This is a genomic window from Streptomyces albicerus (genome assembly GCF_008905045.1).
Classification (GTDB): domain Bacteria; phylum Actinomycetota; class Actinomycetes; order Streptomycetales; family Streptomycetaceae; genus Streptomyces; species Streptomyces albicerus.
Map to the genome: position 1 here is coordinate 64612 of NZ_VWMY01000049.1, position 24529 is coordinate 89140.

Annotated in this window: 25 protein-coding genes and 3 pseudogenes; 16 read left to right on the forward strand and 12 right to left on the reverse strand. The window is 70.7% G+C overall.

Going from position 1 to position 24529, the window contains the following annotated elements:
* Positions 1-6: 6 nt before the first annotated feature.
* Positions 7-3105, reverse strand: coding sequence for a condensation domain-containing protein (locus GAS53_RS36860; protein WP_192583449.1), 3099 nt, complete (start codon positions 3103-3105; stop codon positions 7-9).
* A 242-nt stretch (positions 3106-3347) separates the two neighbouring features.
* On the opposite strand from GAS53_RS36860, the gene GAS53_RS36865 reads away from it, so the two are divergent.
* The 7 genes and pseudogenes from GAS53_RS36865 to GAS53_RS36885 all read left to right on the forward strand — a co-directional run bounded on the left by GAS53_RS36865 (position 3348) and on the right by GAS53_RS36885 (position 11794).
* Positions 3348-5555, forward strand: coding sequence for a condensation domain-containing protein (locus tag GAS53_RS36865; RefSeq protein ID WP_151482124.1), 2208 nt, complete (start codon positions 3348-3350; stop codon positions 5553-5555).
* Between the two features lie 92 nt (positions 5556-5647).
* The gene (locus GAS53_RS36870; RefSeq protein ID WP_151482125.1) at positions 5648-6931 is read left to right on the forward strand and encodes an MFS transporter; all 1284 of its coding nucleotides are present in this window, start codon (positions 5648-5650) and stop codon (positions 6929-6931) included.
* An 11-nt stretch (positions 6932-6942) separates the two neighbouring features.
* Complete coding sequence (locus GAS53_RS36875; RefSeq protein ID WP_151482126.1) at positions 6943-9219, forward strand: M28 family peptidase; 2277 nt, start codon at positions 6943-6945, stop codon at positions 9217-9219.
* A gap of 233 nt (positions 9220-9452) precedes the next feature.
* On the forward strand, positions 9453-9731 hold the full coding sequence (locus GAS53_RS56880) for an integrase (protein WP_225859326.1): 279 nt from the start codon (positions 9453-9455) through the stop codon (positions 9729-9731).
* 24 nt (positions 9732-9755) lie between these two features.
* A pseudogene (locus GAS53_RS56885) lies at positions 9756-9917 on the forward strand (helix-turn-helix domain-containing protein); the annotation flags it as partial.
* A gap of 87 nt (positions 9918-10004) precedes the next feature.
* The gene (locus tag GAS53_RS56890) at positions 10005-10259 is read left to right on the forward strand and encodes a hypothetical protein (protein WP_225859327.1); all 255 of its coding nucleotides are present in this window, start codon (positions 10005-10007) and stop codon (positions 10257-10259) included.
* A gap of 41 nt (positions 10260-10300) precedes the next feature.
* On the forward strand, positions 10301-11794 hold the full coding sequence (locus GAS53_RS36885) for a hypothetical protein (protein ID WP_151482127.1): 1494 nt from the start codon (positions 10301-10303) through the stop codon (positions 11792-11794).
* A 268-nt stretch (positions 11795-12062) separates the two neighbouring features.
* Here the strand turns inward: GAS53_RS36885 and GAS53_RS57770 are convergent, their stop codons facing one another.
* The 3 genes from GAS53_RS57770 to GAS53_RS36900 form a co-directional block, all read right to left on the reverse strand.
* Entirely contained in the window at positions 12063-12197 is a 135-nt protein-coding gene (locus GAS53_RS57770; protein ID WP_151482128.1) for a Tn3 family transposase, read from the reverse strand.
* A gap of 113 nt (positions 12198-12310) precedes the next feature.
* Complete coding sequence (locus tag GAS53_RS36895; protein WP_151482129.1) at positions 12311-13186, reverse strand: DUF6615 family protein; 876 nt, start codon at positions 13184-13186, stop codon at positions 12311-12313.
* Positions 13187-13263: 77 nt separating this feature from the next.
* Positions 13264-13476, reverse strand: a complete 213-nt coding sequence (locus tag GAS53_RS36900; RefSeq protein WP_151482130.1) for a hypothetical protein — start codon at positions 13474-13476, stop codon at positions 13264-13266.
* 304 nt (positions 13477-13780) lie between these two features.
* On the opposite strand from GAS53_RS36900, the gene GAS53_RS36905 reads away from it, so the two are divergent.
* A complete protein-coding gene (locus tag GAS53_RS36905; protein WP_151482131.1) occupies positions 13781-14098 on the forward strand; it encodes a hypothetical protein in 318 nt (105 codons plus the stop codon).
* A 497-nt stretch (positions 14099-14595) separates the two neighbouring features.
* On the opposite strand, the gene GAS53_RS36910 is transcribed toward GAS53_RS36905, so the two are convergent.
* Complete coding sequence (locus GAS53_RS36910; protein WP_225859329.1) at positions 14596-15018, reverse strand: spore germination protein GerW family protein; 423 nt, start codon at positions 15016-15018, stop codon at positions 14596-14598.
* Positions 15015-15677 (reverse strand): class I SAM-dependent methyltransferase, encoded by a 663-nt coding sequence (locus tag GAS53_RS36915; RefSeq protein ID WP_151482132.1) that lies wholly within the window; start codon positions 15675-15677, stop codon positions 15015-15017. Before GAS53_RS36915 ends, GAS53_RS36910 begins: the two co-directional genes overlap by 4 nt.
* A 61-nt stretch (positions 15678-15738) precedes the next feature.
* Here GAS53_RS36915 and GAS53_RS36920 point away from each other — a divergent pair, with 61 nt between their 5' ends.
* From GAS53_RS36920 to GAS53_RS36940, 4 genes and pseudogenes are all read left to right on the forward strand, one after another.
* Positions 15739-16209, forward strand: coding sequence for a MarR family winged helix-turn-helix transcriptional regulator (locus tag GAS53_RS36920; RefSeq protein WP_151482133.1), 471 nt, complete (start codon positions 15739-15741; stop codon positions 16207-16209).
* A gap of 118 nt (positions 16210-16327) precedes the next feature.
* A complete protein-coding gene (locus tag GAS53_RS36930) occupies positions 16328-16756 on the forward strand; it encodes a hypothetical protein (protein WP_225859330.1) in 429 nt (142 codons plus the stop codon).
* A gap of 71 nt (positions 16757-16827) precedes the next feature.
* Positions 16828-18158, forward strand: a pseudogene (locus tag GAS53_RS36935) (dihydrolipoyl dehydrogenase family protein).
* 122 nt (positions 18159-18280) lie between these two features.
* Positions 18281-18667: a cupin domain-containing protein gene (locus GAS53_RS36940; RefSeq protein ID WP_151482134.1), complete on the forward strand. Its 387-nt coding sequence runs from the start codon at positions 18281-18283 to the stop codon at positions 18665-18667.
* A 7-nt stretch (positions 18668-18674) separates the two neighbouring features.
* Here GAS53_RS36940 and GAS53_RS36945 read toward each other — a convergent pair whose 3' ends face one another.
* Both GAS53_RS36945 and GAS53_RS36950 read right to left on the reverse strand, forming a co-directional pair.
* Complete coding sequence (locus GAS53_RS36945) at positions 18675-18977, reverse strand: DUF1707 SHOCT-like domain-containing protein (protein WP_151482135.1); 303 nt, start codon at positions 18975-18977, stop codon at positions 18675-18677.
* A 34-nt stretch (positions 18978-19011) separates the two neighbouring features.
* Positions 19012-19581, reverse strand: a complete 570-nt coding sequence (locus tag GAS53_RS36950; protein ID WP_151482136.1) for an SRPBCC family protein — start codon at positions 19579-19581, stop codon at positions 19012-19014.
* Positions 19582-19710: 129 nt separating this feature from the next.
* Here GAS53_RS36950 and GAS53_RS36955 point away from each other — a divergent pair, with 129 nt between their 5' ends.
* Complete coding sequence (locus GAS53_RS36955; protein WP_151482137.1) at positions 19711-20376, forward strand: CDP-alcohol phosphatidyltransferase family protein; 666 nt, start codon at positions 19711-19713, stop codon at positions 20374-20376.
* On the opposite strand, the gene GAS53_RS36960 is transcribed toward GAS53_RS36955, so the two are convergent.
* The 3 genes from GAS53_RS36960 to GAS53_RS36970 all read right to left on the reverse strand — a co-directional run bounded on the left by GAS53_RS36960 (position 20365) and on the right by GAS53_RS36970 (position 21427).
* The gene (locus GAS53_RS36960; RefSeq protein ID WP_151482138.1) at positions 20365-20670 is read right to left on the reverse strand and encodes a DUF427 domain-containing protein; all 306 of its coding nucleotides are present in this window, start codon (positions 20668-20670) and stop codon (positions 20365-20367) included. The two genes, GAS53_RS36955 and GAS53_RS36960, sit on opposite strands and share 12 nt — an antisense overlap.
* An 83-nt stretch (positions 20671-20753) precedes the next feature.
* On the reverse strand, positions 20754-21047 hold the full coding sequence (locus GAS53_RS36965; protein WP_151482139.1) for a hypothetical protein: 294 nt from the start codon (positions 21045-21047) through the stop codon (positions 20754-20756).
* 20 nt (positions 21048-21067) lie between these two features.
* Positions 21068-21427, reverse strand: a complete 360-nt coding sequence (locus tag GAS53_RS36970; RefSeq protein WP_151482140.1) for an ArsR/SmtB family transcription factor — start codon at positions 21425-21427, stop codon at positions 21068-21070.
* Between the two features lie 119 nt (positions 21428-21546).
* On the opposite strand from GAS53_RS36970, the gene merA reads away from it, so the two are divergent.
* The 3 genes from merA to merB all read left to right on the forward strand — a co-directional run bounded on the left by merA (position 21547) and on the right by merB (position 24174).
* Positions 21547-22983 carry a mercury(II) reductase gene (merA, locus tag GAS53_RS36975; RefSeq protein WP_151482141.1) on the forward strand — a complete coding sequence of 479 codons (1437 nt, stop codon included), beginning with the start codon at positions 21547-21549 and terminating at the stop codon, positions 22981-22983.
* A gap of 27 nt (positions 22984-23010) precedes the next feature.
* Positions 23011-23457 carry a MerR family transcriptional regulator gene (locus GAS53_RS36980; RefSeq protein WP_225859332.1) on the forward strand — a complete coding sequence of 149 codons (447 nt, stop codon included), beginning with the start codon at positions 23011-23013 and terminating at the stop codon, positions 23455-23457.
* Positions 23458-23532: 75 nt separating this feature from the next.
* A complete protein-coding gene (gene merB / locus GAS53_RS36985; protein ID WP_151482142.1) occupies positions 23533-24174 on the forward strand; it encodes an organomercurial lyase MerB in 642 nt (213 codons plus the stop codon).
* Between the two features lie 48 nt (positions 24175-24222).
* On the opposite strand, the pseudogene GAS53_RS36990 reads toward merB, so the two are convergent.
* Positions 24223-24529, reverse strand: a pseudogene (locus tag GAS53_RS36990) (hypothetical protein); the annotation flags it as partial.

Here is a 24529-nt window from a genome sequence, read left to right on the forward strand (position 1 = left end):
GTCGGGTCAGAACTTCCCGCCGTCAGGATCCGGGCCGGTCAGCGCTTCGAGCACCTGCCACGCCATCTCCGCCACGGTGAAGTTCGCGTACAGCTCCCGCAGGGGCAGATCGACTCCGAAGATGTCACGGACGCGCGCCGCCAGGCCGACCGCGGCCAGCGACTGGCCGCCGAGTTCGAAGAAGTCGTCGTGCACCCCGACGAGTTCCACGTCGAGCAGTTCCTGCCAGATCCCCGCGATCTCCTCCTCGAAGGGCGTTCGAGGCGCGACGTACCCTTCCTGCCCGCCGGGCTGCGCGTCCGGGGCAGGCAGTTCCGAGTGGGACAGTGCACCGGTTGCGGTGCGCGGGAGCCGCTCAAGCGGGACGATCATCCTGGGCACCAGTGCCTTGGGCAGCCGCTCGTACAAATACGCCGTCGTGGCCCCCGGGTCCACCGTCGTGCCGGGACGCGGTGCCACGTACAGCACCAGCCGCCGCCCGCCCGCCGGATCCGGCAGCGCGACGACCGCGCAGTCGGCCACGTCCGGATGGGTGGCCGCCGCCTCCTCGATCGCGGACGGGGTGACACGCAGGCCCCCCGAGTTCACGAGGCCGTCGGCGCGCCCCACGAATTCCAGGCCGCCGTCGGGGCGCTGCCGCACCAGTTCGCCGGTGCGATGGAGCAGTCCGCCAGGGCGCGAGCCGTGCGGGTCCGGCACGAAGCGCGCCGCGGTCTCGCCGGGGCGCGCGCGGTATCCGCGGCTCACGGCCGGGCCCGCCAGGTGGAGTTCGCCTGTTGTTCCGAGCGGTACCGGCTCCAGCCGGGCGTCGAGAACGTGGGCCCGAAGACCCGGGGCAGGGCGGCCGAGCGGCCGGTGGACCACTTCCCCGTGGGTCAGCGGACGCACCGTGCACAGGCCCGCCACCTCCGGTACCGCGCGGACGTGCAGCAGTCGGCCCGGCGTCCGGGCCCACTCGCCCAGCTCCTCTGCCGTGGGCACACCGTCGTCCCAGAAGATCTCCGTGTGCACCGAAGCGGGCCGGGCGGCGGGACGCCCCTCCCCGGGACGGACACCGGAGAACGAGACAACGGTGGCCTCGGCCTTCTCCGCGGCGGCCCAGGTCCCGGGCAGGACCAGCGCGGCGCCGGCCGCCAGCACGGGCCACGCCTCGGCCGCGAGCTGCGCGGGCCCCGGCGACAGGACAACGTAGCGGTCGCCCGGTACGAGGCCCAGGGCCTCGGCCGACGCCCGGGCTCCGGCGGTCAGCTGGCCGTGGCTGTGGAGCGGACCGGAGCGGGCACCGTGTCCGATGTCGGGCGCCGTCGCCGCCAGGCTGCCGGGCGGGGGAGTCCGGGTTCCGCCCGGGGCGGACTCGCCGTCCTGGCCCGGTGTGTCCAGAGCGACGACCGTCACCGCGTCCGGCAAAGGGGGCTGGGCGCCGTGGGTGACGGCATGCGTGGCACCACTCTCAGCGATGGCACGGCAGAGGACCTCGGCCGGGTCCTTCGGGTCGAGGACCAGGTGGCCGCCGCCGGCCTTGCTCACTGCGAGGAGGGCGACGAGCAGTTCGGGTGTGGCGTCGAGAATCAGCGCGACAGTCGTCTCCGTGCCGACGCCGCATGTGCGGAGCCGGGCGGCGAGGCTGGTGGCCCGGCTGTCCAGCTCCCCGTAGCCGACCTGCTCGTCCTCACTCAGCAGGGCCGGCGCGTCAGGGGTGCGCCGGGCCCGGTCCTCGGCCGGAACGTGGGCGGCGACGGGCTCGGTTCGTCCATCGGTGCGGCCGCCGACGGCCAGGGTCGCGGCTCGCTCGTCCGCGGTCAGCAGGGGGATCCCGGAGATCCGCCGGTGCGGGGCGTCCGCGACGGAATGCAGCAGCGTCTCCAGGTGGGACGCCATGCGGACGACGGTGTCCTCGTCGAACAGCTCGGTGCTGTATTCGAAGCGGGCCCGGTAGGCCTCGGCGCCCGGCGAGATGTCGAGCAGCAGATCCGTCTTGGCGGTACCGGTCTCCTTCCACATGGGTTCGAATTCGAGACCGGCGGTGCTCCAGGAGGGGCGCTCCATGTTCTGCAGAATCATCATCACGGGTGCGTCGGCCGTACCGGCTGCCGAATGCCGCTCTGCGCGCAGGCGTTCCAGGAGCAGTGCGAAGGGGACTTCCTGGTGGTCCCAGGCGCCGACGCACGTGTCGCGGACCCGGTCGATCAGCTCGCCGAAGCTCGGGTCGCCGCCCAGGTCGACGCGGAGAGGCAGGGTGTTGACGAAGTAGCCGATCAGGCCCTCCAGTTCGGGGCGCCCGCGCCCGGCGGTCGGAGAGGCGACCGTGACGTCGTCCTGACGGCAGTAGCGGGACAGCAGCACGTCGAACCCGGCCAGCAGCACCATGAACAGCGTCGACTGCCGGTTGCGCGCCAACCGCTCCAGACGGTCCATCAGCGGACCCGGCAGGGTGAACCAGTGGGACCGGCCGCGCGATGTCGGCACCTCGGGCCGCGGCCGGTCCGTCGGGAGGCACAGGGCCCTCGCGCCTGCCAGCCGCTCACCCCAGTACTCGGTCAGCCCCCGCAGCGTCTCGCCCTGCAGCCGGTCGCGCTGCCAGACGGCGAAGTCGGCATACTGGATGGAGAGTTCGGGCAGGAGAGGCTCGCGACCCGCGCTGTGCGCCTCGTACGCGGCCGACAGCTCGCTGAACAGAATCCGCGACGAGACCCCGTCCGTGACGATGTGGTGCATGGCGAGGACCACGACGTGGTGGTCGGCCGCGAGCCTCAGCAGCGTGCAGCGCAGCAGGGGGCCGTTGCGGAGGTCGAACGGCCGCCGCACCTCTTCCTGCACCGCCGCGTCGACCTCACCGGGCTCGACGTCGACGACCCGGACGGTGACCGGCTCTCCGGGGCCGATCACCTGCACCGGCGCACCGTCAACCAGTGCGAAGACGGTACGCAGCGCCTCGTGCCGCTCCACGACGGTGCCCAGCGCGCTCTCCAGGGCGGTGGCGTCCAGGGGCCCGCGGATACGGACGACGGGCACAACGTGATACGTCGGCTGGTCCGGGTCGAGCTGGTGCTGCAGCCACAGGCTCTCCTGCGCGAACGAGGTCTTGAGCTCGATCGTCTGCTCCACCGTCACCACTCTCCCCGTGCCCGTCGGCAACGAGCCGCATATCGCGTCGGTCCTCCGGACCCTGCCGTCGATCATGGGATTCCGTCGGGCGGGCCGGTAGTCGGGGATCCTCCCGACTACCGGCCCGGGACGGCCGGCCGCCACGATTCGCGAACGGCCGAGCCATTCGGTTCAGTCATCCCCGGCCGTGCCCCCGACCAGTCGCACGGCACGCACACGGGCCGGATCACAGGAGGTCAGTGATGGTGGACGAGGCGGCGTCCGAACCCGATGCCCTGCACCGTCGGATCCATGCGCTGTCGCCCGAGCGGCGTCTGCTGCTCGGGCGTCGACTGGCCGAACTGCAGAAGGCCGACCGGCAGCCGCTCCCCCGGCTCAGACGCGAGGCGGGCATCAACCGCCTGCCGGCCACCCCCGGCCAGGAACGTCTCTTCTTCCACCAGCAGTTGCGGCCGGAATCACCGGCGTACGTGCTGCCGGTCGCGCTGCGCCTGACGGGCGCTCTGCGCGAGGATGTCCTGCGCGACGCGCTGGCATCGCTCGTACGCCGGCACGAGCCGCTGCGCACCGGCTTCGAGGTCGCCGCCACCGACGGACTCGTCCAGGTGGTGCGGGACGCGGACGAGATGTCCGTGCCGCTCGCCGTGGAATCCGTAACCGCGGGCGAGGTGCCGACGCGGCTGGCGGAACTCGCCGGACAGCCCTTCGATCTGAGCAGCCCACCTCTGATCCGCATCGCGCTCTGGGAAGTGCCCGATGACGGCCAGGGCGACGAGGGAGAGGATCCGGCGGGGGTCTGGATCCTGGCCCTGACGGCGCATCACGCCGTGCTGGACGGCTGGTCGCTGGGCATCCTCATCGAGGACCTCGTCGCCCTCTACGGAGCGGCGGCCGAGGGCCGCGCACCGGAGCTGGCGCCACTGGGCGTACAGTTCGCGGACTTCGCCGCATGGGAGCGCCAACAGGCCGAGGACCCGGAGACCGAACGCCACGTCGCGTACTGGCGGGAATCCCTGGCGGACGCCCGGGCGCCCGCCCTTCCCGTCGGCGGACACCGCCGGCCCGACCGGGGGGCCGGGGGCTGCCACGCCGTACCGGTGGCCGTCTCCCCCGCTCTGACCGCTGTGCTCACGCGGCTCGGGCAGTCCGCCGAGGCCACCCCCTTCATGGTGCTGCTCTCCGCGTTCGCTCTGGTTCTGGAGCGCTGGTCGGGACAGTCGGATCTGCTTGTCTGCACCGCGACGGCAGGACGGTCGAGGCCCGAGCTCGAACGGCTGGTGGGATTCTTCGCACGAACCGTCCCGCTGCGGCTGACGGTTGATCCGACCGGCACCTTCGACGAACTCCTGGCACGCACGCGCAGCCGATGCCTTGACGCCTACGCGCACGAGAGCTTGCCCCTGCACCGGATCCTCACCGCCGCCGACGCGGAACAGACCGGTGGGCGGCTGATGCGGCTGACCGTGATGATCTCCATGCGGGACGTCCCGATGGGCCGCACGCGGCTGCCGGGCGTGTCGGCGAATGTTCTCGAACTCCCGTCCGGAGGAACGGACTTCGATCTGAGCCTCGACCTGCACCCGAACCCCGAAGGCGGAGTGTCCGGCTGGCTGCACTACTCCGGAGAGCTGTTCGCGCGGGAGACCGTCGAGCGCGTCGCAGCGGCGTTCCTCGATGTCCTGGAGGCCGTGGGGTCACTTGCGGGCAACGGCTCCGCACCGCTGTCCGAACTGCCCGGGCCGCGTGAGCCGATCTCCCGGTACGCCCCGGCCCCGGGGGACCCGGCGGAGCGGCAACGGCTCGTGGTCCACGGCGCTCTGGTGGACGTCGACGAGGTGACGGCCGCCCTGCGGAAGCAGCCCGGTGTCGGAGACGCGGTCGTGCTGGCCCGGAGCCACGAGGACGGTGGCCACCGGCTGCTCGCCTACGTCACCGGTTCGCGCCCCGGGACGGTGCCCGCCGGGGACTCGCTGCGCCGCCGACTGGCCGAGTGTCTGCCTCCCCCGATGGTTCCCGACCACGTGACAGCCCTGGACTCCTTTCCGCTCACCGCCGGTGGTCGGCTCGACCGGGGAGCCCTGCCGGTTCCCGACCAGGCCCGCACCCGCCACGCCGGCGCCTACGCGCCACCGTCCGGCGAGCTGGAGCAGGTCCTCGCCGACGTCTGGGGACGGACACTCGACGTCGAGGACCCCGGCCGGGACGACGACTTCTTCCGCCTCGGCGGTCATTCGCTGCTGGCGACGCTGATGGTGTCCCGGGTACGTGAGCTGTTCCGGGTCGAACTGCCGTTGCACTTCTTCGTCGAGGCGCCCACCATCGCCTCGCTGGCCGCACTGGTACGTGAGCAGGCGAGGCTCGACGGCGCGGACGCCGACCGGATCGCCGGGCTCGTCCGCCGGGTCCAGCAGATGTCCGCGGACGCCGTCGAGGCGGAACTGCGGAAGTGAGGGAATGACGGCACGACGACCGGATCGGCAGTGGTCCTCATGGCCGCAACCATGGCCGCAACGCGTGATCGCGGGAAACGGGAGCGGCCTGCATGACCGCGACGGCCGACGGCAGGAAGTTCGCACCCGGGTTCTGGCGCCTGTGGACCGCGACCACCGTCTCCGGGCTCGGCGACGGTGTACGGATCATGGCGCTCTCGCTGTTCGCGGCCGCACTCACCCGCGATCCCTTCCTGGTGGCTCTCGTCACCGTCGCGGGCCGGCTGCCGTGGGTGTGCGTCGGGCCCCTGGCAGGCGCTCTCGTCGACCGGATCGACCGGTGGCGCGCGCTGTGGCTCTGCGACGTGGCCCGCGCCGTGGTGCTGACGGTGTTCGTCGCTCTCAGCGCCCTCGGCCAGGTGACGATCGCGGTACTCGCGGCGACCGCCTTCGCGCTGAGTTCCGTCCAGGCGATGGCGGACAACCTCTCTCAGGCCGTCGTCCGTGATGTTGTGGGGCCGGGATCGCTCGACACGGCCAACAGCCGGCTCCTGGGCGGGCAGTTCATCACGGTCGAGTTCATCGGCGTGCCGATGGGGACTGCACTGTTCCTCGTGTCCCCCACACTCCCGTTCGCCCTCAACGCCTCCTCGTTCCTGCTCTCCGCGGTGCTGGTGTTCGGCCTCCGTGGATACGGGCAACAGCCCTCGGGCGCCGCTGATGGCCTCTCACTGCGCGCCCTGCGCACCGGTACCGCATCCGGCTTCCGCCGGCTCTTCGGCCACCCGTTGCTGCGGACCCTCTGCCTGATGGCCGGTCTTCTCAACTTCGCCCTGGTCAGCGTGATCGGCATCGTCGTTCTGTACGCGTTCGAGGTGCTGCATCTGAGCAGCACCGAATACAGCGTCATGCTCGTGGTCGTCGCCCTGGGCGGGCTGGCCGGTGTGCTGCTCGCGCCCAGGATCACGCGGGCGCTGGGTCGCGGCACCTCCCTCCAGGTGGCGTTCGGCATCTGTCCGCTGCCCTTCGCGATCAGCGGAGGCACGTCGAACGCCCTGTTGTCGGCCAGCGCCTTCGCGGTGGTGGGAGCGAGCATCTCGGTCGCCAACGTCACGTCCACGACCCTGCGCCAGACACTGATCCCGCCGGAGATGTTCGGCAGCGTCAATGGCGCGTACCGGTCCGTCGTGAACGGGCTCTCCCCGCTCGGCGGCCTCGCGGGAGGCATCTTCGCGGACCGGCTCGGACTGCGGGCCCCCTTCTTCATCGCGGCAGGACTGCTGCTGGTCGCGGCCTGCATCGCCCTGCCGCGACTGACCAACGCCCACATCGCGGCCGCCGAGAAGTCCGCGGCGGACGACCGTCTCAGGGCCCACGGTCCTGCTCAAGGACAGTAAGGAACGCCTCAGTGACAGCGCTTCGCAGAGCGGTGCCCGCCGTACTCGCCCTGGCTGCCGTACTCCTGACCGTCTACAGCACCCTCGGCTTCACCGCGCCGCCCTCCGCCCTGCCGGCCGACGCACCGCCCGCCTCGTTCTCCGCGGGCCGGGCGCACCAGCGGATCGCAGCTCTCGCCACCTCTTCACATCCCATGGGCACCCCGGCGCACGCCCGTGTCCGTGAGCAGCTTGTCGACGAATTCACGGCACTGGGACTGCGCCCGGAGGTCCGGGAGTCGGTCGCCGACCAGACGGGTTCCGGCTCCGCGGTCATCGCGCCGGTGCGGAACATCCACGTGAAACTGGCCGGTCGTGACCCGACCGGCCGTGTTCTGATCGTCGCGCACTACGACTCCGTCCCGCACAGCCCGGGCGCCTCGGACGACGGTCTGGGCGTCGGCGCGGTTCTGGAGATCGCCAGGGCCCTGAGTTCGGGGCCCCCGCCGCGCAATGACATCGAGTTCCTCCTCACGGACGGGGAGGAGGTGGGACTGCTCGGCGCCCGCTCGTTCGCCGCCTCGGCCCGGCCCCGCGGCACTGTCGTCCTCAATCTGGACGCGGCGGGAACCTCGGGACGAGCGGTGATGTTCCAGACCGGGGCCCACAGTGCCGCGCTGCTCTCCGCACTCGGCAACCGCCCCCCGGTGACCACGTCCCTGTCCGACGAGGTCTACCGACTCCTCCCGCACGAAACCGACTTCACCGTCTTCCACAACGCCGGCATGACAGGTATGAACTTCGCGGTGGTCGGCGGTTCGGCCAACTACCACACCACGCAGGACAATCTCGCGAACCTCGACACAGGAACCCTCCAGGACCTGGGCTCCACCGTACTCGCCGCGGCCGGTAAGCTCGCGGGCTCGGATCTCACCGAGGTGGAGGACGCGTCCGAGGCGACCTACTTCACCCTGGGAGGCCTGCTGGTCGTCTACTCCGAGGCATGGGTGCTGCCGATGGCTCTGGTGGCCCTCGCCGCAGCTCTGGCCGCCCTGTGGTGGGCCCGCCGCCACAGCGGAGTCGGGTGGCGCCCGTTGAGCGTCGCCGCCGCGACACTCCCTGTCCCCCTGTCCGTGGCCTTCGCCCTGGGCTGGGCCGGCTGGCAGGTGCTGTGCTGGATTCGGCCGGAGTACGGAGGCTTCGCCTTCGGCAACCCCTACCGCGCGGGGCTCACCTCGATCGGATTCGCCTCCTTCGCGGCTGCGGCCGCCTACGTCTGGGCGGCTCTGTTCCTGCGCAGGGGGTACGGCTTCGAGGCCGGAGCGGCCGTAACCCTGTGGTTGGCCGTCATGGCGGTGGCGACCGCGGTGTTCTTCCCCGGGGCCGCGTACCTCTTCGGCTGGCCCGCACTGTTCGGCGCGGCGGGACTGGCAGCGGTGGCCCGGCAGGCGTCGACGGCCCGGAGCAGGGTTCTCGTACCCGCCGGCGCCGTGGGCCTCCCGGCGGCGGTGCTGGTGCTCCCGGTGGCCGATCTTCTCAAGGATTCCGTGGGGCTGGCCCTCGTGGCGATCCCGTTGGTCCTGGTCGCCCTGGTCGCGGCGCCCCTGGCCTCGTTCCTCGCCGTGGCGATGCCCGGCCGACAGGCGGTGGTGCCCTTGGCGGCGCTGGTCCTCGCCGGGCTGACCCTGTCCGGCACCGGCACCGCCCTCGACGACGTGGACCGCGCGCACCCCGCGCCCATCAGCCTCGTCTATGGATTCGACGCCGATACGGGCCGGGCCCAGTGGCTCAGTGACGGCACGGGGGCCACCGGCTGGTCACGGTCCTACGCGAGCGGCAGCCGCCGGGCGGTGGAGGACACTTTCCCTCTCCTCACAGGAGAGGACGGGTGGCACGCCGCCGCAGGCCCTCGCGTCACCCTTCCGACTCCGGCCCTGCGCGTACGGGGAAGCCGTACGGTCGGTGGCGCCCGGGAGATCCGTCTGTGGGTGGGCACCGACCGCGGGCACGCCACCCGGCTCACTGTCTATACGCGCAAGGATGCCCTCCTGAGCGCCCGGATCGGCACCGCGAAGGTACCGGGCGGGCAGAACCGTGCGTTCGCCTCGGGGCCCTGGAAGTGGGGCCTGCTGCTGCCCGCGCCGCGCCCGGGAGGCGACGAGTTGATACTCACGGTGCGTGACGATCGCCCGTTGCACTTGCTTCTTGAAGCGCAGACCACCCGGATCCCCGTGCGCCCGCCCGCCTCGGCCACCTGGTCAGCCCACATGTCGGGCATCTCCCTGGTCTCACGGACGTTCACGGCCTGACGCCTCCACCACGGTACGGAGGCGGGCTCCGTCCATAAGGCAACCGGAGGGAGGAGGCGGAGAGTACGGTGACGATCTCAGGCGGGTCCGCGACCGCGGAACGCCCCGCGAGGAACGCGTTTACATCCCCGCCGGAGGATGGCGGCGAGCCGCCCCTGTAGGGTTCCAGAAGTGATGTACAGCATCTGACCAGGCACTTTGCGACTCCGGCGATCACGACAAGCTCGGACCCCATGGCACTGCGCATGCTCTACCTGGTCTTCCTCCGACTCCTCGGACTGCTCCTGCTGCTCTCCCGCTCGCAGCAGACCAAGGACGCCGAGCTGCTCGCGCTGCGCCACGAGAACGCGGTGCTGCGCCGCCAGCTCGGCGTCCGGCCACACCTCACCTGGCCGGACCGCGCAGTGCTCGCCGCCCTCGCCCGGCACCTACCCTCCCGGCTGCGCCGACACCGCCTGTTCACACCCGACACCCTGCTCACCTGGCACCGGCGACTACTGCGCTGGAAGTGAAAGCAGAAACCCGCACGGACCGGCCGCCCGCCGATCTCCGAGGAACTCACCGCCCTGATCCTGCGCCTGGCCCGCGAGAACCCGACCTGGGGCTCAACCCGTATCCAGGGCGAGCTGCGGCGCCTGGGCCACCGCGTCGGCGCCTCCACCATCCGACGCATCCTGCGCAGCGCCGACCTCGGCCCCGCACCCAGACGAAGCCGCAGCGCCCCGACCTGGCGCGAGTTCATACGCGCCCAGGCCTCCGGCCTGCTCGCCGCCGACTTCTTCCACGTGGACACCGCCGCGCTGACCAGGCTGTACGCCTTCGTGGTCATGGAGGTCGGCACCCGCACCGTGCACATCCTCGGCGTCACCGCCCACCCGACCGCAGCCTGGACCACCCAGCTCTCGAGGAACCTCCTCGCAGACCGCGCCGCCCGCTTCCGCTACCTGCTACGCGACCGCGACAGCCGCTACACCCAGGCGTTGTCGGCACGGAATGGAGTCAGCAAGTCACCTATTGGAGTCAGGCAGTCATCACGCTGACGGCACTCGCCGTGCTGAACCCACCACATCTAGCGAAGGCATTGGACGATCCCCGACGCGCGGCCGCAGCCTCGATCGTGGCTGCGGCCAGCGACTGTTATACGCATAGCGACGTCGCCCTGCAGAGTACGCTGATCAACCGCTGCAACTACCTGGCGGGCCGAGAAATCCCGGTTCTACTCACGCAGGCACTGGACGGATGCAGTTACTCAGCCCTGAGTTCCCTCAGCCGCGCCTACGAGAGAGCGGGCGCGGATTCTGCCGTCGACACTGTGCTCACGTGGGCACAGGCTCCTGTACGTGAGGTCGGGCAGTGGAACACGGCCCTCACGTCTCTCGCCTTCGCCGGCAGCCGGCAGGCCGAGGAAGCCTTGGGCGCAGCCGTGGCGGACTCCGAATTGCAGCGCAGCGCCGCCGAGTCCCCACGGTGGATCTGTGCTGCCGCCGCAGTCTTGGCATGCCCTCGGCTGCACGGCCTTTGGCCCACCCTCAAGAGCATTCTGCTACGGCCTGATGTCCTGGCGGCCTTGCTGGAGCACATCGACGTGTCCTTTGGCGGCTCCTGGCCGTCCCAGATGGAAAGCCTCCCTGAGGCCGACCTGGCGCACCTGTATGCCATGGTCACCGACCACGTCGGCCCACCTCCCGATACCCGTGCCCCCGCAGCAGGGTCCGTCCGCGACCTTCGCCAGCTGCAGAATAGCCTGCTCGTCCTGCTAATCGATAAGAACGCCATGGCAGCAGCTCGGCAACTGGCCGCCCTGGCAACCCGTTTCCCGAATCTTTCTTACCTGCGCAGGCGCGCCAAGGAGGTCGCCTACACGGCTGCCGACCGTCAAGCCCTTTCCGTGGCCCCGTCCACTCTTCTGCGACTAGCCAGGGATGCCAGCCTCCGGGTCATCTCCGATGAACGCCACCTTCTGGACATCGTGGTGTCCAGCTTGAGAAGACTAGAAGCGGTCCTCCAAGCCCCCTACGGCCTGGCGGTGGCTCTGTGGAACCGAAATATGGCGAAGGCGCATCACGCCGAGTGGTGGCCGTGCTGGGAAGAAGACTTCAGCGACCTGGTCGCCGCCCTCCTGCTACAGGACATCGGCGGCCACCGCATCGTGATTAACCGCGAAGTCCAGATCCAGCGCTTTCTTGGTAAACGCACCGACATCCACATTCAAGCCACGGTCCCAGGCGAATCCGACCCGCTGACCGTCGTCATCGAATGCAAAGGATGCTGGAACCAGGACCTCCCCACCGCGCTGGCCGACCAACTCGTCCGCGACTACCTGCGCGCTCCCCGCACCGCGGGTATCTACCTCATCGGCTACTTCGACTGCGCCCACTGGAACCCCAAATTGAGAGAGGACCGGCACCGCGCACCGCGGGATCATACGATCGGCTCCCTACAGCGAGAGCAGGACGCCCAGGCGCGCGAACAGCGCGACCAGCATGGCGCCATCGTCACCGTTATGATCCTCGACTGTCGTCTCCCCGGATCCGACGACCCCTGGCGCGCTAGGCCCGACAATTCGGTCGTTTGAACAGCCGGTCAGCAGGCGCGCGAACTACTCCAACCGAACGGGGGGACGTCGATCTGAGGTTCCCCGTCATACGGGAGCGGCTGATCCCCTTCCACGACGATCGCACTGTTTGGGAGTTGTCCTGGACGGCGGCGGTACCGTGGAAGCGCTGGAAGACGCAGAGGGCCAGTGGACCGCCGCGCCTTCGTCATGGCATCGCTGGGCACGCTCGCCGGCACCGGCGCCTACGGGCTGCCCCCCACGCTGCTGGATGCGCCGGGGACCTGGCTCACACGATGCCCGCAGCCCCGAGTCGGCGAGGAATCGCAGCAGCGCCACGGTTCATCACGCGCCCGACCTCCCGGAACGCCTTGTAGATCTGGTTTTTGCGCGAGTTCGACGACAATCGGCGCATCAGCGTCACCGAAGACACTTTGCATTGTGAAGAGCCACTTCCGCTTCGTTCGAGAACGCGACACTGAGGTCCGTCATGGGGCGAGACGGCACGCGGCACCACGGCCACCCTCGGCCGGGCGGTTACATCTGGACGAGAACGAGGCCCGCGGCGCGAGTGGTCACCCTCGCCGAGACCACGTCGCCGCTGAGGGCTGCCGTGACGTAGTCCGGAATTTCTGTCCGCAGGCCGCGCAGGACGTGGTGGAAATATGGGGCTGAGAAATGCCCGGAATCAGCGGGCAGCTCGCGGAAGAGCACGGAGTTCCGGTGTGATTCCATGGCGACGGCGCTGCGGCTGAAGACGCCCAGACGCAGCCGGGACAGCTGCTCGAAGATTTTCTTCGCGGCCAGCGGAGCACGGTATTGCGGGTCAAGCAGGAATTGGCGCAGTTCCGGGCCGCAGACCTCGAGGTTGATGTCGAACAGTTCCTGCGGGAGGTCGGGGTCGGCCAGGTCCTCCAGGGGGAGCGCGGAGCGGAAGGCGTCGGACGCCGCATCATCGGGGCGACTGCTGTAAAGGTAGTCGGCGGCGAGCGCGCTGAGCACTGAGACGGCCGAGCGGGCGCAGCGCACGCAGTCGGGCGGGACGTGCTGGGTGCAGCCCAGGCCGGTGCGGTAGGCCGGCGTGCCGCAGTACAGCAGATAGGCAGCGGGCACCTGGAAGTAGTCGGCGGTGGCCAGCAGATTGGGCATCTGCCGCCCATATGACTTGTTTTCCTGGTCGACTCCGATGAACCAGTCGGCGCCCTTCTTCTTGAGATTCTTCGCCTGGCACAGCAGGCCGAAGCATAGGCCGGTGGGTTGGTCGATGAACCACCACAGCCAGTCCGCCCCAACCAGCGCCTCCTGGTTCCTTGTGAACGGAATCGGCTGGAGCCGTGGCGCGGTCTCCTGGCACAGGAGATCGGTCGCGGTCTCCTCGTTCCATCGGTCCTGGAGCGCAAGCTGGAAGGCCATGTACTGGGCTACCCGCGTGCGGCCTCGAGCGAGGGCGGCGAGTAGGCCGGGGTCCGGGAGGGGGTGTCCGGGCGGGGTCACCGGTGCTCGCCGGCGGCGGCCGGGACGAGCGCGACGCGCTGCGCCTCCGAGAGGTGGTGTGGGAACTCAGTGTCGCTGTACCGCTCCTGCTCGGCGGTGAGCGTCGCCAGGATGTCGGTGCACCGGGGACACTCCGGGCCGGTGAAGCGGGCCAGCGGCCCGTGGGGCAGGCACCAGGCATATGCGGCGGATGGTTCGGTGGCACTCATCGCGTCCCTCGGGATCGGTGGGGCAGGCAGCGTGCGGCGGGCTCCGACTAGGGCGGGTAGCGGCGCCAAGCGCCGCTAGAGGAAGGTTAGTTGCCATTACAGCGGCGGGGTCGACGAGGTTGGCCGCCTCGGCAAGCCAGCGGCCCAAAGCCGGTTGGCGAGCACGGCTGCGTGTGCGTCGAGCAGGGCTCGTGTCCCGAGCCCGAATGACACCTCCACTCGATCCCCGACCGCATCCAGGCCGCAACGGCCGGTGCCGGCGGAGAACCAGACTGGCCGATGTGCCGCCGCTAGGCTCGGTTGCGTGACGAAGAGCGCTCAGCACCTGCCGGGTGACCCCTCTCAGCTGCATCTCCAGTACGCGTACGAGCACGGGCTGCACGACGACCCGCACGAGCAGACTGTGGAGGGATGGGAGGTCAGCATCCGGCACGGGTACGAGGTCCACGACGACAAACACTGCCCGGTCCTCAACGACTCGGACGACCCCGGCGACCACTGCGAGGGTGATTGCCCGGCGTTCGAGGAGAAGGGCATCGAGGTCGGGCATATGACGTTCTACCGCGTCCGCCTCGACCAGGGCATGAACGCCTGGTTTATCCCGCCATCTCTTGAGTGGTAGAAGCTCGCCTTGGCGACGTAAGTTCCCAGTTCAAACGACTGGTACGAGCGGGAGCGTTGCAACAGCGGTGTTGTCCCGTTGGCACTCCCAGACGGACTCTGTTCGGGGTAGGCGGGCACCAGAACCTCAACGTGCTCGACCGCCACAGCTTCACCGCCTCCGCCCCGCAGGTGGCCCTGCGGGGCTTGCGGGATCCGGACGCGGTCGAGCTCGACGAGGACGAGTAGCCCGCCGCGGGACCGGCACGCCGTTGGCTACGGGGATCGTGCGCGCGTGGCCATGTCGTCGTGAACGACCTTGGGGCGCTCGCCGACTGGCCGCGGTCGGCCCGGCCTCTACGCCTGCCGGGTGGAGGGCTTTGGGCAGCGTGCCCGCGAGCGTGTCCCCGGCCTGCCGCTGGGTGAGCGCGGCCAAGTGCGTGGTGACCGTGGCGTTCTCCCGCAGCCGGGCATGGGTGGCGGTTCTGCAACTTCCCCGACCGGCCGGGGGTCGACGAGTCAATGGCGGGCGCGCTGGGCGATGGCGCGGAGGATTTTCGGTGCCGTGGTTCCCAGTAGGAGGGCGGCGAGCGGGACAGCAACATCCACCCATGGGTCGCGGATGGGCTTGTAGGTGGCGGTGCCGTTCCTGATCTCGATGAAGCCCAGCGGCCGGGCTTCGGCTCCGCCGCCTCCCCCGCCGCCCTCGCCGGTCTTGGCCGAGCCGACTTCGCGGCCCGCGCCGCCGCCGAAGCCGAAGCCGACCTGGGCAATGGGAATGACGGTGACGCCCTCACTGATCACGGGCTCGCCGTAGACGGCCGCTACCGAAGCCCGGCCACCGAGCTTGTCGGCCAGGCGCTCCAGCATGGTGACGGAGGTGCGTGCCGCACTCGTGTCGTTCAGTGGGACGGGCTGGTCCGCGTCTTCCGGGGCGGTCACCGGGCGCCTGCCGAGTGAGGGCGCACCGCGGTGCCGAGGATGTGGGTGGCGGTCGGCAAGGGGATGGGGGTTTCGGGGAAAGTGAACCGGTCGACGTCGGTGAGGGTGAACCCGGCGGCGGTGATGGCCGCGTGGGTGTCGCGACCGGTGTGGCAGCCGCCGTTCAGCAGCGGCCAGACGGTGGCGTCCAGGACGCGCTGGAGGCGCCGCATCGCGGACGAGTCGGCCTGGACGTGCTCGAAGAACCGCAGCTGGCCGCCCGGCCGCAGGATGCGGTGCAGCTCGGCGAGGGCGACGTGCGGGTTGGCCACCGAGCACAGGGTCATGCACACCACCGCTGCGTCGAACGAGTCATCCGGGAACGGGAGTTGCTCGCCGCGGCCGTCGCTGGTCTCCACCGGGACGGGAGCGGTGTGGGCCTGCTGTTCGGCCAGGGCGCGCAGGCGCCGCTCCGGCTCGACAGCGACCAGGCGCTTTACCTCTGGTGGGTAGTGCGGGAAGTTCAGGCCGTTGCCCGCGCCGATCTCGACGACCTCGCCGGACAGGCCGGCCAGCAGGCGGCGGCGGTGCTCGGTGATGCCCGCCTTCTCCAGGGCGGGACCGGCGATTTTGGCGTAGAAGCGGGCGAAGAGTGGATGCTGCTTGGTCCGCTGGGTCATGGGGGCCGTCTCCCTCCGGCAGCACGATGGGCGCTACCCTGATTGATGGAGGTGCTACATAGTGAAGTCACTTCACGATATGCCGGAGGGGCCCGGCATCGCCAGGGTTTCGCTGGACCGGCTCTTCGAAGTCGCCGAGGTGCTCGGCGCGATGATGCAGCGCGGCGTCGCCGAGCGCGGCCTGACCACGGCCCGCGCGGGCGTGCTGTGGGCGTTGTTCCATGACGGGCCGATGACGCAGCGGGCGCTGGCCGGGCAGTTGGGGGTCACCCCCCGCAACGTCACCGGGCTGCTGGACGCGCTCCAGGCGGACGGGCTGGTGGACCGCGCGGCCCACCCCACCGACCGGCGCGCGACCCTGGTCGCCCTCACCAGCAAGGGGCGTAACGTCACCGAGGCACTGCGTGGCGGCCGTGACGAGTTGGCCGCCGTGCTGTTCGGAGACATGCCGCCAGGCCGGCTCGACGCCTTCACGGCCGGGCTGGAGACGGTGATCGAGCGGCTGCGTGCCGCCGATCCCAGCGGGCGTTAGGTCTCCGGCCGGTGCCAGGGAGTATCCGCCGGGTGGCGACCGGGGCGGCGGCCAGCCGCAGCGCGTATGCCGCGCGGCCGGAATCGGGTACCGGCCCCAGGTAGTGGGGGCCGGTCATGTGGCACCAGGCGGGCAGGTCGAGAGATGCGGCCGGGTCGGTGGCGACGACCTGGACGACCGAGCCAGTTGCGGCGCCCTGGTGGGCTGCAATATCGCGGTCGCCGCCTTCGCGGCCCGGCAGGAAGCCTCCTGCCGACAGCCAGGACGCCGGACCGGATACGCGCGGTTGCTCGGCGTGCTCCCGGCGTTCCTGCTCGGCTTCGCCTGCTGCGTACCGACATTCCTGCTCGTCCTGGGCACCGGTACCGCTGCGGCGCTCCTGCCGGTGCTGGTCCCCCTGCGGCCGGTCTTCTACCCGCTCACGCTGGTGATGCTGATCAGCACGCTGATGTGGGGCGCATCCCGGATCGGCCGACCAGCCGGACAAACGAACCGTGCAGACGACGCACCGTACGAGACGCCCCATCAGGTCCCGGGTACGAAGTGATCTCTCCCTCCGAGCGGAGCTGACCAAGGAGGCCAGCCATGGCGCAGGACACCGAGGTCGTGGTAATCGGGATGGGCGTGGGCGGTGAGCACGTCGCCGAGCGGCTGGCCGGGGCCGGTCTGGACGTAGTCGGAGTAGAGGCGGAATTGGTCGGCGGGGAGTGCCCGTACTGGGCCTGTATCCCGAGCAAGATGATGATCCGCGCCGGCAACCTGCTCGCCGAGGCCCGGCGCGTCCCGGGTATGGCCGGGCAGGCCGAGGTCGTCCCGGACTTCGCCCCGGTCGCGGCCCGGATCCGCGACGAGGCGACGGACGACTGGAACGACCAGGTGGCCGTGGACCGGTTCACCGGCAAGGGCGGGCGCTTCGTCCGCGGACGCGCCCGCCTGACCGGCCCCGGCCGAGTGGACGTCGACGGCCAGGTGTACGCCGCCCGGCGCGGGGTGGTGCTGGCGACCGGCAGCCGCCCGCAGATTCCGCCGGTGCCCGGCCTGGAGAAGGTGCCGTACTGGACCAACCGCGAGGCGACCGCGGCCAAGGAGCCGCCCGCTTCGCTGATCGTGCTCGGCGGCGGCGCCGTCGGCCTAGAGCTGGCTCAGGCGTTCGCGCGCTTCGGCACCGTGGTGACCGTCGTCGAGGCGATGGAGGGGCTGCTGCCCGCGGAGGAGCCCGAGGCCGGCCGACTGCTCGCCGACGTACTGCGCAGAGAGGGGATCGCGGTACGCACCGGCGCCCGGGCCAAAGGTGTGCGCCACGCCGGGGACACCTTCCGGCTCACGCTGGACGGCGGCGAGGAGCTGACCGGGCAGCATCTGCTGGTGGCCACCGGGCGACGCGCCGATCTCACCCGCCTCGGCGTGGAGAGTGTCGGCCTGGATCCGGATGCCAGAGCCCTGGCGGTGGACGGGCGGATGCGCGCCGCGAACGGCGTCTGGTGCGTCGGCGATCTCACCGGCCGGGGTGCGTTCACCCACGTGGCGATGTACCAGGCCGAGATCGCCGTCCGCGACATCCTCGGCGAGCCCAGCCCGGACGCGGACTACCGCGCCCTGCCCAGGGTCACCTTCACCGACCCCGAAGTCGGCTCCGTGGGCCTGACCGAACGCACCGCCCGCGAACAAGGGCTCCGTGTGCGCACAGGCATGACACGAGTGCCTTCGACGGCACGCGGCTGGATCCACAAGGCCGGCAACAATGGCCTGATCAAGCTCGTGAGGACGCGGAGCGCGGGGTGTTGGTCGGTGCCACCTCGGCGGGACCCGCGGGCGGTGAGGTGCTGTACGGGCTCGCGGTGGCGGTGCAGACCGAGGTCCCGGTCGACCGGCTGCGCCACATGATCTACGCCTATCCCACCTTCCACCGAGGCGTCGAGGACGCGCTCGCCGCCCTCGTCCGCGACTGACCGGGCGCGCCGCGCGCACCGCGTCAGCTCCGCGTGGCGCGCATGCTGGAGGGGAACGGCCTTCGGCGTTGCAGCCCTTTGGGCGTGCACGCCGGTGGGGCCTCCGCCTGAGGGAGGCTGACATGGGAAGCCAACACGGTCGAATCCTGGTGGTTGCCCCCGGCGACCGCAGGGCGGGGCCGCAGACGCCGGGGATGGAGCGGCAGGAGGCGGTCGCCACCGATGAAACGTGGTCGGGGTTCGTTCGCACCGAGCCCGGCATGGTGTCCGGCTGGCACCACCACGGCGCGTACGAGACGATCGCCTACGTCCTCACCGGCTCCCTGAAGATGGAGTTCGGCCCCGGTGGCTCGGACACCGTCGAGGCGAGCCCCGGAGACTTCGTCTACGTGCCCAAGGGCGTCGTGCACCGGGAGAGCAATCCCTCGGCAGAGCCCGCCGATCTCGTGGTGGTCCGTACCGGCCGTGGGGAGCCGACGTTTAACGTCGACGGACCTTCGCAAACCTGAGCCGCCGCTACCGTTCTGATGGTCCTCCGTGGGGAGGAGGCAGCCAGCAGAACACCGCACGTCTCAGGGCACGGACCAGGAAGTCGCCGATGCGCTCGCGGATCGATGCCAGGGGTTCGGCAGCTGCCACAGCTTCGGGCACGGGCAGGTCGGCCAGGAGCGGGCTCAGCTCATCCTGCGTACGAGCTCGCAGGGCGCGCCCGGCACGATCCTCGAACTCGGACTCTTCCAGCCTGCCTTCGGCGTAGGCGGTCGTGAGGCGTTCAAGGGCTTGGTCCCGTTCGGTGTGACCGATCCGCGGTGACGACATGGCGGACCTCCTTCTTCCGCGGTAGTGCCCCGGCTCAGGGGAGGGCAGAGCGCCGTTCGGCCTCCTGCTTGACTGATTTCAGCGAGGCCATGACCGTCTCCTCCCAGTGGTCAGCCACGAGCCGCCCCCAGCGTTCCCCCCATACCCATCCGTCGGTGGCGAGCTCTCCCTCGTACTCCAGGGTCGTGCCCGCCTCGTCATCACTGAGCCGGAATGACTCGACAACGGCAGGCACCGGTCCGCGTACGAGGCGGAAGTCGATCCGGCCGGGGCGGGCGAACCGTACGGTCTCCGTCGTCTTCGCCGTCAGCCGTCCGCCCGCGACGGGGGTGAAGTGCTCGGCGAGCACCATGTCGTCGCCCCGCTCCAGCACGCGTACCTTCTCCCGCATCGCGCGGGTGGACCGCCCGAGGTACGGCTGGGCGATCACGTCGAAGACGACCTCCCTGGGGGCGGCGATGTCGACCGTCTGCGGCCCGAGCGGGCGAGTTCGTCGGCCGACTCCCACATCCGGTGCCAGCGCCCCGGTGACCAACCCCAGATAGCCGGCCGCCACACCCCCGCCCACTGCCGCCGCAACCGTCAGCCGTCCGAACCAGGCCATGACCGCTCCCTTCCACGCAACGAACGCTACGGCCGACGGGGCCGCGGATCGGTGAGCGCGCTCACGTTCCCCCGCAGGGCCCGCCGCCTACCGTGAGCGCAACGCACCACTCCGGACGAAAGGTGGGTCGTGCGCGTATCCGATCTCACCGACAGCCGGGCCGCGACCAATGCCCTGCTGGGGACGGCGAGGGAGTCCCGCTGGAGCCCTCGCGCCGTGGCGCGTTTCCTGGGGCAGGCCGCGGACCGGTCCGTGCGGCAGGCGGCCCGCCGCCCCTGGGCCCTCGCGGAGGTCACCGTCCTGCACTGCCTGTTCCTCGCCCTCACTCGAACGCGGAGGGATCGCGCAGGGGTGGCGGTCAGCTGGACGTTCACCGTGCTCCATCTCGGCCTCCTGGAACGCCGAGACCACCTCGTTCCCGCCGATGTTCTCACCCTGATCCGCGGAAACCTCCCCGCCACAGCCGTCGGGGCGAGCCGCTTCTCGGGGGTGCTGGCCATCGCCTCCGATGTGGCCGATGGCCGCGTCGCCCGGCGCCAAGCCGCCGTGTCCCCGTTCGGCGACTACGCCGACACGTTCGCCGACGCCGCGTTCTGGACCTGGCTCACCCTGCGGCACGAAACCAGCCGTACGGTACGCGCGGCGGCCATCGCCGCCTGGGCCGCACCGGTCGTCACGGTCACGGCGATCGCCGTCGGCCGCGGCACGATGCCCGAGCGACCCCGCCCGGAACTCCTGCGCCCGGCCGCCGCGATGCAGGGCATCGTCGCCCTGCGCCACCTTCTACGCCGCTGACCCGGCCCCGCTGCCCTCCACCACGATGCCTTGCCAGAACGCGACATGGTTCTTGATCTTCCGCGCGAGTGGGCTGGGCTTCGGGTAGTACCAGGCCGCGTCCGCCTTGGTCTGCCCGCCGACACTCACGGTGTAGTAGCGGGCGACCCCTTTCCAGAAGCACAGCGACTTCGTCCGGCTTTCCACGAAGTAGTCGCGGCGCAGCGACTCGGGCGGGAAGTAGTGGTTGCCCTCCACCACGACCGTGCGCGGCGCCTCCGCGATCACCGTGCCGTTCCACATCGCGCGCATCATGGCCGGCCTGCCTTTCTCCCGGGTTTGAGAGGTGTTGCACGTTCGACGCTATGACGCCCGCCTGCGCGGTTCGGTGTCCGCGCTCACACTTCCCGGTCCTTGGTACGGGTCGTGTCCTGGGGCGGGCAGCAGTCGCCGCCACCGGAGCGGAGGCGCAGGACGATGGCGGTGACGATCGTAGCCAGGAAGAACACCGCGATGGCGATCACCCACGGGTTGCCCAGGGCTCCGCCGATTCCGGCGAGCGCGCCGGCGGCGATGAGGGCGGGCAGGGCGCAACAGGCGATCATCAGCAGGGCAATGCCGATGCCTGCGGTGGCCGTGCCAGTGCTGGAGGATGCGCGGTCGCGGCGCGGGGGCCGTTGGGTAGCGGGCATGGCGGACGCTCCCTTGCGCGTCAGTCCTGGCCGTCAGGAATGCGGGTGCAGCAGGTCAGGGCGGTGGCGTTGTCCGCGGCCAGCGACCGGGCCAGTACGACCAGTTCAGCCACACGGGGGTCGCCGATGGAGTAGCGCAGCTTCTTGCCGTCGCGGCGGGCGCTCACGTAGCCGCAGTCCACGAGACAGGACAGGTGGACGGACACCCTGGGCTGGGAGATTCCGGCGTGCTCGACGCACTCGGCCGAGGTGCGCTCGCCGCGCAGGATGAACTCCAGAAGCTTCAGCCGCGTGGGGTCCGACAGAGCGCGGAAGAACTTGGCCACCGTGTCCAGGTGCGTGCACGCGGTGTCGTCCATGACGGTCAGGGGCTGGGGCATGTGAGTGGCCTCCAACTGGAGCTATTCGCCTCTCCGAATAGTATGGTGGCAGTGAACTATTCGGCAAGGCGCATAGCATTGGTTCCGGAATCCTGGGCTCCGTACGAGGAGGCAGCACCATGACCATGACGGAATCCGGCTTCGACCTGGCGGTCATCGGCTCCGGCTCGGCTGCGTTCGCCGCCGCGATCGCCGCCACGAACCAGGGCGGGCGCGTGGTGATGGTCGAGCGCGGCACCACCGGCGGCACCTGCGTCAACGTCGGCTGCGTGCCGTCCAAGGCGCTGCTGGCCGCCGCCGAGGCCCGCCACACCGCAACTGCCGCCGGACGCTTCCCCGGCTTGGCCCCGGCTGAGGTCCCGGTCGGCTTCGCGGCGCTGATCGGCGGCAAGGACGCCCTGGTCGAGCAGCTGCGCGCGGAGAAGTACACCGAACTCGCCGCCGAGTACGGCTGGGAGGTCGCGCACGGCACCGCCGCCTTCACTGGGACCACCGAGGCGCCGGACTTGGATGTCGTGCTGGACGACGGCGGCGCCCGCCGGATCGAGGCCGCGCACTACCTGATCGCCACCGGCTCCGCCCCTTGGGCCCCGCCCATCGACGGCCTGGACCAGGCCAGCTACCTGACCTCCACCACCGCCATGGAACTGGACATCCTGCCGGAGTCGATGGTGGTGGTCGGCGGGAACGCGGTCGGCCTGGAGCAGGCCCAGCTCTTCGCCCGTCTCGGCACCCGGGTGACCGTCATAGAGGCCCTGGACCGGCTCACCCCCTTCGAGGAGCCCGAAGTCTCCGCCGCCGTCGAGGAGGTCTTCACCAGCGAGGGCATCGCCGTGCACACCGGCACCACACTGGCCGGCGTCCGGCGTGACGAACACGGCTACACCCTCACCGCCAACCGCCGCGGCGCCCCCATCGAGCTGCGGGCCGAGCAGCTGCTGATCGCCACCGGCCGCCGCCCAGTCACGGCCGGGCTGAACCTCGACGCCGTGGGAGTGAAGACGGGGACGCGCGGCGAAGTCGTCGTCGACGACTACCAGCGCACCGCCAACGAGCGGATCTGGGCCGCAGGCGATGTCGCCGCAGGACCGCAGTTCGTGTACGTGGCCGCAGCCCAGGGCACCGTGGCCGCCGACAACGCCCTCGCCGGGGCGGAACGCACCCTGGACTACACCGCGCTGCCGCGCGTGACGTTCACCAGTCCTGCCATCGCCGCGGTGGGGATGACCGACGCTCAGGCGGCCGATGCCGGCATCCGATGCGACTGCCGCGTCCTGCCGCTGGAGTATGTGCCTCGCGCCTTGGCGAACCGGGACACTCGCGGCCTGGTCAAGCTCGTCGTCAACGCCGACACCGGCCGCGTGCTCGGCGTCCACGTGATCGCCGACGGCGCAGGCGAGATCATCACCGCCGCCACCTACGCGATCAGCGCGGGGATGACCGTCGACCAGCTCGCCCACACCTGGGCCCTGTACCTGACCATGTCCGAGGCCCTCAAACTCGCCGCCCAGGCCTTCACCAGCGATGTCGCCAAGCTCTCCTGCTGCGCGGGCTGAGCCGCCGACGACGGAACGGAGGCGCTCATGGACACGAGCCAGCCTGCACGTCGTGCCCGCGCGATGACCGTCGGGGAGCTGTCCCGCCGCACCGGCGTGACCGTCAAGGCACTCCGCGAGTACACCGACCTCGGACTGATCTACACCCTCGGCCGCAGCCCGGCCAACTACCGGCTGTACGACACCGACGCCCTGTGGTGCGTGCACTTCATCGGCGAACTGCGCGGCCTCGGCCTGACCGTCGCCGAGATCCACGAGCTGACCGCCGCCTGGACGGACGGCGCCGGGCACCCGGCCGGCTCACACCTGACCGAACTGCTGCACCGCTCCCGCGAACGGTTGCGGCAGCGCATCGCCGCCCAGCAGCAGATCCTCGACCGGATCGAGAAGTTCGAGACCGAGCACCAGCAGCACCTTGCGGAGGGCGATCTGTGCTGGGCCGGAGATCCGCGCGGCTGCGACATACGGGCTTGACCCTCACCCCGGGGGCAGACCCTACGGTCGGCAGGCATCGGACCCATCCACCCGCAGGGAAGGGAAGGACTCGCCATGGACACCGACACCCAGGAGATGGCCGCCCGCTTCACCGAGACAGTCAACCGCGCCCCCGGCGTGAAGCTCTGGCTGCTGCGCCCCCTGCTGACGCTGCTGGCCACCGGTGAGCCGGTCACCCCCGACCAACTCGCCGCCCAGGCCGGACGTCCCGTGAACGCGATCCGCGAGGCGCTGGCCGACATGCCCGACACCGAGTACGACACCGTTGGCCGCATCATCGGCAACGGCCTTACCCACAACCCCACCCCGCACCGCTACCAGACCGGTGACCGCACCCTCTACGCCTGGTGCGCCATGGACACCCTGGTCTTCCCGGCCACCATCGGCCATACCGCCCAGGTCACCTCACCCTGCCGGGCCACCGGAGAGCCGGTCCACCTGACCGTGGCCCCCGACGGGCCCACCGACGTGGAGCCGGCCGGCGCCGTCGTCTCCGTGGTCGCCCCCGACGCGCCGACCTCGGTCCGTGCCGCCTTCTGTAACCAGGTCCACTTCTTCGCCAGCGCCGACGCCGCCAAGGACTGGCTCGCCGAACACCCGGACGCGCAGGTCCTGCCTGTCGCCGACGCCTACGAGGTCGGACGCCCGATCATCGAGCAGATCCTCTCCGGTGCCGCCCAGACCGGCTGCTACTGAACACACCAACGGCCGCGGTCCGGCGCCGAGGGCCCCGGACCTGGCGCGTCAGGCGAGCGCAGCGGCGCCGCCGGGCGGATCCTCGGGCAGCGGCAACGCGATGGTCCCGCCCGGTGGACAGGGCTTGGGCCGACGCGGCTCCCGTACCCCCGCGCCGCCCGGACCTGGGCCGCCACCGGGGCTGGGGCAGACGGACGCGAGCCGGATCACCCGGAGCGTGAACGCGGCCCAGACCAGCGCGACGAGGGCGGTGGCTGATCCGGTGGGCACTAGGGCCTGTGTGACGTCGTGATCAATCTTGCCGATCCGGATCCGTCTGGTATGCGGATCCGGTAGAAAGACAATCGTGACGCGC